This is a genomic window from Pseudooceanicola marinus, from assembly GCF_002786295.1.
In the GTDB taxonomy this organism is placed as follows: domain Bacteria; phylum Pseudomonadota; class Alphaproteobacteria; order Rhodobacterales; family Rhodobacteraceae; genus Pseudooceanicola; species Pseudooceanicola marinus.
On the sequence record NZ_PGTC01000016.1, the window covers coordinates 229,286 to 240,324 of the forward strand.

The following is an 11,039-nucleotide window of genomic DNA, read 5'->3' on the forward strand; positions in this document are numbered from 1 at the left end:
TACTGCTCCCTCACCTCATCGAGGAATAAGACATGAACCAGGAACTGACGAACAACCCGTTCAACCCGCTGACGCCGCCCAAGGCCTTTGACGAGATCAAGGTTTCGCTGGCGTCGCCGGAACGGATCCTTTCGTGGTCCTATGGCGAGATCAAGAAGCCCGAGACCATCAACTACCGGACCTACAAGCCCGAGCGCGACGGCCTGTTCTGCGCCCGTATCTTCGGGCCGATCAAGGACTACGAGTGCCTCTGCGGCAAGTACAAGCGGATGAAGTACCGCGGCGTCGTCTGCGAGAAATGCGGCGTGGAAGTCACGCTGCAGAAGGTCCGCCGCGAGCGTATGGGCCACATCGAGCTGGCCGCGCCCGTTGCGCACATCTGGTTCCTGAAATCGCTGCCGTCCCGCATCGGCCTGATGCTGGACATGACGCTGCGTGATCTGGAACGCGTGCTGTACTTCGAAAACTACGTGGTGATCGAACCCGGCCTGACGGACCTGACCTATGGTCAGATGATGTCCGAGGAAGAGTTCATGGACGCCCAGGACACCTATGGCGCGGACGCCTTCGAAGCCGACATCGGCGCCGAAGCCATCCGCAAGATGCTGTCCAACATCGACCTGGAATCCGAGGCAGAGACCCTGCGCGCGGACCTGGCCGAGGCGACCGGCGAACTGAAGCCGAAGAAGATCATCAAGCGTCTGAAGGTCGTGGAATCCTTCCTCGAGTCGGGCAACCGTCCCGAGTGGATGATCATGACCGTGATCCCGGTCATTCCGCCGGAACTGCGTCCGCTGGTGCCGCTGGACGGTGGCCGCTTCGCGACCTCCGACCTGAACGACCTGTATCGCCGCGTGATCAACCGGAACAACCGTCTGAAGCGCCTGATCGACCTGCGCGCGCCCGACATCATCGTGCGGAACGAGAAGCGGATGCTTCAGGAGTCCGTCGATGCCCTGTTCGACAACGGCCGTCGTGGCCGCGTCATCACCGGCGCCAACAAGCGCCCGCTGAAGTCGCTGTCGGACATGCTGAAGGGTAAGCACGGCCGCTTCCGTCAGAACCTTCTGGGTAAGCGGGTCGACTTCTCCGGTCGTTCCGTGATTGTGACGGGCCCCGAGCTGAAGCTGCACCAGTGCGGCCTGCCGAAGAAGATGGCGCTCGAACTGTTCAAGCCCTTCATCTACTCGCGCCTGGAGGCCAAGGGCCTTTCCAGCACCGTGAAGCAGGCGAAGAAGCTGGTCGAGAAGGAACGCCCCGAGGTCTGGGACATCCTGGATGAGGTCATCCGCGAGCACCCGGTTCTGCTGAACCGCGCGCCGACGCTGCACCGTCTGGGCATCCAGGCCTTTGAGCCTCAGCTGATCGAGGGCAAGGCCATCCAGCTGCACCCGCTGGTCTGCTCGGCCTTCAACGCCGACTTCGACGGCGACCAGATGGCCGTTCACGTGCCGCTGTCGCTGGAAGCACAGCTGGAAGCCCGCGTGCTGATGATGTCGACGAACAACGTTCTGTCGCCCGCCAACGGCGCGCCGATCATCGTTCCGTCGCAGGACATGATCCTTGGCCTGTATTACACCTCGATCGCCCGTGAGGGGATGAAGGGCGAAGGCATGGTCTTCTCCTCCATCGACGAGGTCCAGTATGCGCTGGACACCGGCGAGGTGCACATGCACGCCAAGATCACCGCGCGGATCCTGCAGATCGACGAGGAAGGCAACGAAGTCTACAAGCGCTTCGAAACCACTCCCGGTCGTGTGCGCCTCGGCGCTCTGCTGCCGATGAACGCCAAGGCCCCGTTCGAGCTGGTCAACCAGTTGCTGCGGAAGAAGGACGTTCAGCGCGTCATCGACACCGTCTACCGCTACTGCGGTCAGAAGGAATCGGTCATCTTCTGTGACCAGATCATGTCCATGGGCTTCAAGGAGGCCTTCAAGGCAGGGATCTCCTTCGGCAAGGACGACATGGTGATCCCCGACACCAAGTGGACCATCGTCGACGAGACCCGCGAGCAGGTGAAGGACTTCGAGCAACAGTACATGGACGGCCTGATCACCCAGGGCGAAAAGTACAACAAGGTTGTCGATGCCTGGTCGAAGTGTAACGACAAGGTCACCGAGGCCATGATGTCCACCATCTCGGACGTGAAATATGATGAGAATGGCGCCGAGGGCGAGATCAACTCGGTCTACATGATGGCCCACTCCGGTGCGCGTGGCTCGGTCACCCAGATGAAACAGCTGGGCGGGATGCGCGGCCTGATGGCGAAGCCGAACGGCGACATCATCGAGACGCCGATCATCTCGAACTTCAAGGAAGGTCTGACCGTTCTTGAATACTTCAACTCGACCCACGGCGCCCGTAAGGGTCTGTCGGATACCGCTCTGAAGACGGCGAACTCGGGTTACCTGACCCGTCGTCTGGTGGACGTCGCCCAGGACTGCATCGTGCGCGAGCCCGACTGCGGCACCGAGCAGGCGATCACCGCCGAGGCGGCCGTCAACGACGGTGAGGTTGTGGCGACCCTGGGCGAACGTGTCCTGGGCCGTGTCTCGGCCGACGACGTGCTGCGTCCCGGCACCGACGAGATCCTGGTCAAGAGCGGCCAGCTGATCGACGAACGCGCTGCGGATCTGATCGAAGATGCCAACGTGCAGTCGATGCGCATCCGCTCGCCGCTGACCTGTGAGGCCGAGGATGGCGTCTGTGCCGCCTGCTACGGTCGTGACCTGGCGCGCGGTACGCAGGTGAACATCGGCGAGGCCGTCGGTATCATCGCGGCCCAGTCCATCGGTGAACCCGGCACCCAGCTGACGATGCGGACCTTCCACATCGGCGGCGTGGCGCAGGGTGGCCAGCAATCCTTCATGGAAAGCTCCACCGACGGTATCGTCAGCTTCGAGAACGCCAACCTGCTGGACAACGCAGCCGGCGAAACGCTCATCATGGGCCGTAACATGAAGTTGCGGATCATGGACGAGCATGGCGAGGAACGTGCCAGCCACAAGCTGGGCTACGGCACCAAGCTGTTCGTCAAGGACGGTCAGAAGATCGCCCGCGGCGACAAGATGTTCGAATGGGACCCCTACACCCTGCCGATCATCGCCGAGAAGGCCGGTAAGGTGCGCTACGTGGATCTGGTCACGGGTATCGCCGTGCGCGAGGAGACCGACGATGCGACGGGCATGACCCAGAAGATCGTCGCCGACTGGCGTGCCGCGCCCAAGGGCAACGAGCTGAAGCCGGAGCTGCTGATCGTCGACGAGGATGGCGAACCGCTGCGCAACGACGCAGGCAACCCGGTGACCTACCCGATGTCGGTGGATGCGATTCTGTCGGTCGAAGAAGGCCAGGACATCCAGGCCGGTGACGTCGTCGCGCGTATCCCGCGTGAAGGCGCGAAGACGAAGGACATTACCGGTGGTCTGCCGCGTGTGGCCGAACTCTTCGAGGCGCGTCGTCCCAAGGACCACGCCATCATCGCCGAGATCGACGGCTACGTCCGCTTCGGGCGCGACTACAAGAACAAGCGTCGCATCGCGATCGAGCCGGCGGACGAGACCCTGGAGCCCGTGGAATACATGGTGCCCAAGGGCAAGCACATCCCGGTCACCGAGGGCGATTACGTCCAGAAGGGCGACTACATCATGGACGGCAACCCGGCGCCGCATGACATCCTGGCCATCATGGGGGTCGAAGCGCTGGCGGACTACATGATCAACGAGGTGCAGGACGTCTACCGACTGCAGGGCGTGAAGATCAACGACAAGCACATCGAGGTGATCGTTCGCCAGATGCTGCAGAAGTGGGAGATCCTCGACAGCGGCCAGACCACGCTGCTGAAGGGCGAACACGTCGACAAGGTCGAGTTCGACGAGGCCAATGCCAAGGCCGAGGACAAGGGCCAGCGCCCTGCCTCCGGTCAGCCGATCCTGCTTGGGATCACCAAGGCCTCGCTGCAGACGCGCTCCTTCATCTCGGCGGCCTCCTTCCAGGAGACCACGCGGGTCCTCACCGAGGCTTCGGTGCAGGGCAAGCGCGACAAGCTGGTCGGCCTGAAGGAGAACGTCATCGTGGGTCGCCTGATCCCGGCCGGGACGGGGGGCGCCACGCAGCGCGTGCGCTCGATCGCCGGTGCACGGGACAACGTGGTGCTCGACGCCCGCCGGGAAGAGGCCGAACAGGCCGCGGCCCTGGCGGCGCCGTCGATGGAAAACGAGGCCGACAGCAGCCTCGTGGAAACGCCCGAAGACGACAGCTGATCCGTCCCGACGGAGCCCAAGTTCGAGAAAGGCCCCCCTTGTGGGGGCCTTTTTCATGTCTCCGGACCCGGATCTGTCCGGCGACTGTCCCCTGAACTGGCCCCGCGCCCGCCATCGTGCCGGGCGCCATTGCCTTTTGCCGCGCCCCGCGCCATGGCTATGCGGCCCGGCGGCACGGCCCCGTCCGGTCGGGGCTGAAGGGGGAGGGGCAAAAGGGGAGGGGACCCATGTCCGACAACGTCCGGGCCGCTTTGCTGATGATGGCCTCGCTGGCGCTGTTGGCGCTGAACGATACCGCGATCAAGGCGGTGGCGATGACCGTGCCGCTCGCGCAGATCGTCGTGCTGCGCAATGCGATCACCTCGACCGCCCTGGCCTTCGCGCTGTCGCGCACGCGCGGCAGCCTGCGCCTGTCTGCGCGGGACTGGCGGCTGACTCTGATGCGGGGCGTGGGCGAGGCCGGCGCGGCCTATTTCTACCTGACGGCGCTGATCCACATCCCCTTTGCCAACCTCACGGCCATCCTGCAGGCCACGCCCTTCGTGGTGACTTTGGGCGCCGCGCTCTTTCTCGGGGAAAGCGTGGGCTGGCGGCGGCTGTCGGCGATCCTGGTGGGGTTCCTCGGGGTGATGCTGATCCTGCGCCCGGGCATGGAAGGCTTCGACCGCTACTCCATCTACGTGCTGATCTCGGTCTTCTTCGTCACCCTGCGGGACCTGTCCACCCGCCGCCTGTCGCCCGAGGTCTCGGCGATAAGCGTCACCTTCATCACCTCGACCATGGTGATGATCCTCTATGGTGTCCTCAGCCTGGGCACGCCCTGGGTGCCAATGCCAGGCTGGACCCTGCTGGCGGTGGTCTGTGCCGCGGCGCTGGTGCTGGCCTCCTACCTGCTGATCATCCGCGCGATGCGCCTGGGCGACATCTCCTTCGTCTCGCCCTTCCGCTACACGGCGCTGATCTTCGCCCTGATCCTGGGGCTGGTGGTCTTCGGGGAATGGCCTGACGCGCTGACCCTCCTGGGGGCCGCGATCGTCGTGGCCTCGGGCCTCTTCATGCTCTACCGTGAACGCAGGCTGGGCGTGACGCCCGACGTGCCAGACGAGCTGCCGGAGGTCCCGACCAAGCCATGACACGCCTACAGATGCTGGGCCTGTGCCGCTTCTCCTACCCGACGGGGGGCGACGGGTTCTCCGAGGTCCGCGACGATCTCGATGCGAATATCGCCCGCCTTTACGACCCGGCCCGGCTGGCGCAGCGGTTCTGGTTCTTCGAAAACCTGTGCCTGCCGCTGCTGGCGGCGCAGACCGATCCCGACTTCCAGGTCGTGCTGATCTACGGAGAGGCCCTGCCGCAGCCCTGGCGGGCCCGCCTGCTGGAGGTCGTGGCGCGGGTGCCGCAGATCTCGCCGGTGGCGCTGCCCGAAGGGCTGCCGCACCGCGAGGCCTGCGGTCGCCTGATGCGCGCCGCGCGGGACCCCGACGCGCGGGTGGTGGGCGAGTTCACCATGGACGACGACGATGGCGTGGCGCCCGATTTCATCGCCCGGGTGCGCGAGGATTTCGCGCCTCTGCGGGGCCTTTGGCGCCAGGGCAAGCGGATGGCGCTGGACTACAACTTCGGCCTGGCGATCCGTGCGCCGGGGCAAGGCGGGACGGGCGACATCGTGATCACGCCGGTGCAGGCGGATTTCTGGGCGCCGGGGCTGGTGATCTTCACCGGACCGCGTTCGACCCGCTCGCTCCAGGACTTCAATCATCGCCGGGTCTGGGCGCGGATCCCCTCGGTCAGCCTGCCGGACCCGCCGATGTTCCTGCGTGGCAGCCATGACAGCAACGACAGCCGGGTGGAGAAACGCCTGAGCGGCTCGCGCAGGGGCGGGGCGGCGGATGGCCCGACCATCCTGGCCGACCGCTTTGGACTGGACGAGGGGGCCCTTCAGGCCAGCTGGCGCGCCTTCCGCGCCACACCGGTCCCTCCCGCCGGCTGAAGCAGGGAGCCCCGCGCAGCCCCACATTCCCAGCTCCAGGCGCGGTCCCGGCCCGCGCCTGTCTTGACCTTCCCCGACATCCTCTGGCAGGGACGGGGCAGCAGAGGGACGACCGGCTAGAGCCCGGTCCTGCCGGGACCGCACCGGGCTCTAGCCGGAAGGCTCCTGCGCTTTCACCCAATGTTGACAACCCCTCCGACTCCCCCTATACGCGCCAGCAATCAGGCGAGGGGGCCGCCCCTTTGCCTTCCAGATTAACGTGGTCAAGATCCGGGAGAGATCCCCGATCCTCTGGAAAACCCACCGCGTCGATCCCCGTGAACGTGGGGTCGGATGCGGTTTTTTACGTTGCGCGCACATCGCCCTTTTGACCGGGGCCGAGCGCCCGACGAGAGGCCGGGGCCGATCCCCGGAAAAGCATCCCCGCCCCGGCGGGGTCATGATCACCCGGTTCCGGCGGACGCGTCGAGGGCCACATTGATGAAATCGCATGGGGAGACGGCCCCTCATGCAGCACATGTGTTAGAGACGGGAAAGTAACCCTATGCCAACGATCCAGCAGCTGATCCGCAAGCCGCGGCAGCCCAAAGTGAAACGCTCCAAGTCCATGCACCTGGAACAGTGCCCGCAGAAGCGTGGCGTCTGTACCCGCGTGTACACCACGACCCCGAAGAAGCCGAACTCCGCTATGCGGAAAGTTGCGAAGGTGCGCCTGACCAACGGCTACGAGGTCATCTCCTACATCCCCGGCGAAACCCACAACCTTCAGGAACACTCCGTTGTCCTGATCCGTGGCGGCCGTGTGAAAGACCTTCCGGGCGTTCGCTACCACATCCTGCGCGGTGTGCTGGATACCCATGGTGTTAAAGATCGTAAACAGCGTCGCTCCAAGTACGGCGCGAAGCGTCCGAAGTAAGAGGATTAGAGAATGTCCCGTCGTCACGCTGCCGAGAAGCGCGAAGTCCTGCCCGACGCCAAATACGGCGATCGTATCCTGACGAAATTCATGAACAACCTGATGATCGACGGCAAGAAGTCGGTCGCAGAGAAGATCGTCTACAACGCGCTCGATCGCATCGAAGCCAAGGTCAAGCGCGCGCCCGTGGAAATCTTCCACGAAGCGCTGGACAACATCAAACCCTCCGTCGAAGTGCGCTCGCGCCGCGTCGGTGGTGCCACCTACCAGGTGCCCGTCGAAGTGCGCCCCGAGCGTCGTGAAGCCCTGGCGATCCGCTGGCTGATCACCGCATCGCGTTCGCGCAACGAGAACACCATGGAAGAGCGCCTCGCAGGCGAGCTCCTGGATGCTGTGAACTCTCGCGGTTCCGCCGTGAAGAAGCGCGAAGACACCCACAAGATGGCCGACGCGAACAAAGCGTTCAGCCATTACCGCTGGTAAAACCTCAGGAAGGCAGACTTACCATGGCACGCGACTATCCGCTCGAACGGTATCGTAACTTCGGCATCATGGCCCACATCGATGCCGGCAAGACCACCACGACCGAGCGTATCCTTTTCTACACCGGCCGGTCCCACAAGATCGGTGAAGTCCACGACGGCGCCGCCACCATGGACTGGATGGAGCAGGAGCAGGAACGCGGGATCACGATCACCTCGGCTGCAACCACCACCTTCTGGCAGTGGCAGGAAGATCCCACCGCGGATGGCACGTCCGACACGAAGTTCCGCTTCAACATCATCGACACCCCCGGCCACGTCGACTTCACCATCGAAGTCGAACGTTCGCTGGCCGTGCTCGACGGTGCCGTCTGCCTTCTGGACGGTAACGCCGGTGTGGAACCCCAGACGGAAACCGTCTGGCGTCAGGCCGACCGTTACAAGGTCCCGCGCATCGTGTTCGTCAACAAGATGGACAAGATCGGCGCAGACTTCTTCAACTGTGTGAACATGATCGAGGAGCGCACCGGCGCGGTCGCGGTTCCGATCGGCATGCCGATCGGCGCCGAGGATCAGCTGGAAGGCACCATCGACTTCATCACCATGGAAGAGTGGGTTTGGAAGGGCGACGACCTCGGCGCTGGCTGGGTCCGTCAACCGATCCGTGACGAGCTGAAGGCGACCGCCGAAGAATGGCGCGCCAAGCTGATCGAGAACGCCGTCGAGCAAGACGACGACGCGATGGAAGCCTACCTGGAAGGCGAAGAGCCCGACATCCCGACCCTGCGGAAGCTGATCCGCAAGGGCACGCTGTCGCTGTCCTTCGTTCCCGTCCTGGGCGGTTCCGCGTTCAAGAACAAGGGCGTGCAGCCCCTGCTGAACGCCGTCATCGACTTCCTGCCCGGCCCCCTCGACGTGCCGCCCTACATGGGCTTCGCACCCGACGACGAAACGGAGACCCGGAACATCGCCCGCAAGGCCGATGACGACGCTCCCTTCGCCGGCCTGGCCTTCAAGATCATGAACGACCCCTTCGTGGGCTCCCTGACCTTCACCCGGATCTACTCCGGCGTGCTGAAGAAGGGCGACTCGATCATGAACTCGACCAAGGGCAAGAAAGAGCGCATCGGTCGTATGATGATGATGCACTCCAACGACCGGGAAGAGATCGAAGAAGCCTTCGCAGGCGACATCATCGCCCTGGCCGGCCTGAAGGAAACCACCACCGGCGACACGCTCTGCGCGCAGAACGCCCAGGTGGTTCTGGAAACGATGACCTTCCCCGATCCCGTGATCGAGATCGCCGTCGAGCCGAAGACCAAGAACGACCAGGAAAAGATGTCTGCAGGTCTGCAGCGTCTGGCCGCCGAAGACCCCTCCTTCCGCGTGGAGACCGACCTCGAGTCCGGTCAGACCATCATGAAGGGCATGGGCGAACTTCACCTGGACATCCTGGTTGACCGCCTGAAGCGCGAATTCAAGGTCGAGGCCAACATCGGTGCCCCGCAGGTGGCCTACCGTGAGACCATCAGCCACGAAGTCGAGCACACCTACACCCACAAGAAACAGTCGGGTGGTTCGGGTCAGTTCGGCGAAGTCAAGCTGGTCATCTCGCCCACAGAGCCGGGCGAAGGCTACTCCTTCGAGTCGAAGATCGTCGGCGGTGCTGTTCCCAAGGAATACATCCCCGGTGTCGAAAAGGGCATCAACTCGGTCATGGACAGCGGCCCCTTGGCTGGCTTCCCGGTGATCGACTTCAAGGTTGCCCTGATCGACGGTAAGTACCACGACGTCGACTCCTCAGTCCTGGCCTTCGAGATTGCCGCCCGTATGTGCATGCGTGAAGGCATGCGCAAAGCTGGCGCCAAGCTGCTGGAACCGATGATGAAGGTCGAAGTGATCACGCCGGAAGAATACACCGGTAGCATCATCGGCGACCTGACTTCCCGTCGTGGCCAGGTGTCCGGTCAGGAACCGCGCGGCAACGCCGTGGCGATCCAGGCCTTCGTGCCGCTGGCCAACATGTTCGGCTACATCAACAACCTGCGTTCCATGTCCTCGGGCCGCGCGCAGTTCACGATGCAGTTCGACCATTACGACCCGGTCCCGCAGAACATCTCGGACGAGATCCAGGCGAAATACGCATAAGCAGCGGTGCGGGGGAAACCCCGCACCCTACCACCTTGTAGGGTGCGTGCAGGCACGCACCGCCAGAAAGACTAGGAGGCCATCATGGCAAAGGAAAAGTTTGAGCGCGGCAAACCGCACTGCAACATCGGCACGATCGGTCACGTTGACCACGGCAAGACGACGCTGACGGCGGCGATCACGAAGTACTTCGGTGACTTCCGCGCCTACGACCAGATCGACGGCGCGCCGGAAGAGAAGGCCCGCGGGATCACCATTTCCACCGCGCACGTGGAATACGAGACCGAGAACCGTCACTACGCGCACGTCGACTGCCCCGGCCACGCCGACTACGTGAAGAACATGATCACCGGTGCCGCGCAGATGGACGGCGCGATCCTGGTGGTGAACGCGGCCGACGGCCCGATGCCCCAGACCCGCGAGCACATCCTGCTGGGCCGCCAGGTGGGTATCCCCGCCATGGTCGTGTTCCTGAACAAGGTCGACCAGGTCGACGACGAGGAGCTGCTGGAACTCGTCGAGATGGAAGTCCGCGAACTGCTGTCCGAGTACGACTTCCCGGGCGACGATATCCCGATCATCGCAGGCTCCGCCCTGGCCGCCATGGAAGGCCGTGACCCGGAAATCGGCGAGAACAAGATCCGCGAACTGATGGCCGCCGTGGACGAGTACATCCCGCAGCCCGAGCGCGCTGTCGACCAGCCGTTCCTGATGCCGATCGAAGACGTCTTCTCGATCTCCGGCCGTGGTACCGTTGTGACCGGCCGTGTGGAACGCGGTGTGGTGAACGTTGGCGACGAACTGGAAATCGTCGGCATCAAGGACACCAAGAAGACCACCTGCACCGGTGTCGAGATGTTCCGCAAGCTGCTGGACCGCGGTGAAGCCGGCGACAACATCGGCGCCCTGCTGCGCGGCATCGACCGTGAAGGCGTGGAACGTGGCCAGGTTCTCTGCAAGCCGGGTTCCGTGAAGCCGCACACCAAGTTCGAAGCCGAGGTCTACATTCTGACCAAGGACGAAGGCGGCCGTCACACTCCGTTCTTCGCGAACTACCGTCCGCAGTTCTACTTCCGTACGACGGACGTGACCGGCACCGTGACCCTGCCCGAGGGCACCGAGATGGTCATGCCCGGCGACAACCTGAAGTTCGGTGTCGAGCTGATCGCCCCGATCGCCATGGAAGACGGCCTGCGCTTCGCCATCCGCGAAGGCGGCCGCACCGTCGGCTCCGGCGTCGT

Annotated in this window: 7 protein-coding genes; all 7 read left to right on the forward strand. The window is 63.9% G+C overall.

The annotated features are described in order from the left end of the window. Nucleotides 1–32 precede the first annotated feature (32 nt). Nucleotides 33–4,262 (forward strand): DNA-directed RNA polymerase subunit beta', encoded by a 4,230-nt coding sequence (gene rpoC, locus CVM50_RS12010; RefSeq protein ID WP_085889491.1) that lies wholly within the window; start codon nucleotides 33–35, stop codon nucleotides 4,260–4,262. 227 nt (nucleotides 4,263–4,489) lie between these two features. Beyond that, entirely contained in the window at nucleotides 4,490–5,395 is a 906-nt protein-coding gene (locus CVM50_RS12015; RefSeq protein WP_085889492.1) for a DMT family transporter, read from the forward strand. After that, nucleotides 5,392–6,252: a glycosyltransferase gene (locus tag CVM50_RS12020; RefSeq protein WP_085889493.1), complete on the forward strand. Its 861-nt coding sequence runs from the start codon at nucleotides 5,392–5,394 to the stop codon at nucleotides 6,250–6,252. Before CVM50_RS12015 ends, CVM50_RS12020 begins: the two co-directional genes overlap by 4 nt. A gap of 544 nt (nucleotides 6,253–6,796) precedes the next feature. Then, nucleotides 6,797–7,168: a 30S ribosomal protein S12 gene (gene rpsL, locus CVM50_RS12025; RefSeq protein WP_085889494.1), complete on the forward strand. Its 372-nt coding sequence runs from the start codon at nucleotides 6,797–6,799 to the stop codon at nucleotides 7,166–7,168. Nucleotides 7,169–7,180: 12 nt separating this feature from the next. Beyond that, the gene (rpsG, locus tag CVM50_RS12030; protein ID WP_085889495.1) at nucleotides 7,181–7,651 is read left to right on the forward strand and encodes a 30S ribosomal protein S7; all 471 of its coding nucleotides are present in this window, start codon (nucleotides 7,181–7,183) and stop codon (nucleotides 7,649–7,651) included. 23 nt (nucleotides 7,652–7,674) lie between these two features. Continuing rightward, nucleotides 7,675–9,798 (forward strand): elongation factor G, encoded by a 2,124-nt coding sequence (fusA, locus tag CVM50_RS12035; RefSeq protein ID WP_085889496.1) that lies wholly within the window; start codon nucleotides 7,675–7,677, stop codon nucleotides 9,796–9,798. Between the two features lie 84 nt (nucleotides 9,799–9,882). Continuing rightward, the coding region (gene tuf / locus CVM50_RS12040) for an elongation factor Tu (protein WP_085890267.1) at nucleotides 9,883–11,039 on the forward strand (1,157 nt) is incomplete at its 3' end.

What these genes read in the sequence shown, in the direction of transcription:
- rpoC (WP_085889491.1), top strand. Translation starts at nt 33, where the DNA reads ATGAACCAGGAACTGACGAACAACCCGTTCAACCCGCTGACGCCGCCC.
- CVM50_RS12015 (WP_085889492.1), top strand. Translation starts at nt 4,490, where the DNA reads ATGTCCGACAACGTCCGGGCCGCTTTGCTGATGATGGCCTCGCTGGCG.
- CVM50_RS12020 (WP_085889493.1), top strand. Translation starts at nt 5,392, where the DNA reads ATGACACGCCTACAGATGCTGGGCCTGTGCCGCTTCTCCTACCCGACG.
- rpsL (WP_085889494.1), top strand. Translation starts at nt 6,797, where the DNA reads ATGCCAACGATCCAGCAGCTGATCCGCAAGCCGCGGCAGCCCAAAGTG.
- rpsG (WP_085889495.1), top strand. Translation starts at nt 7,181, where the DNA reads ATGTCCCGTCGTCACGCTGCCGAGAAGCGCGAAGTCCTGCCCGACGCC.
- fusA (WP_085889496.1), top strand. Translation starts at nt 7,675, where the DNA reads ATGGCACGCGACTATCCGCTCGAACGGTATCGTAACTTCGGCATCATG.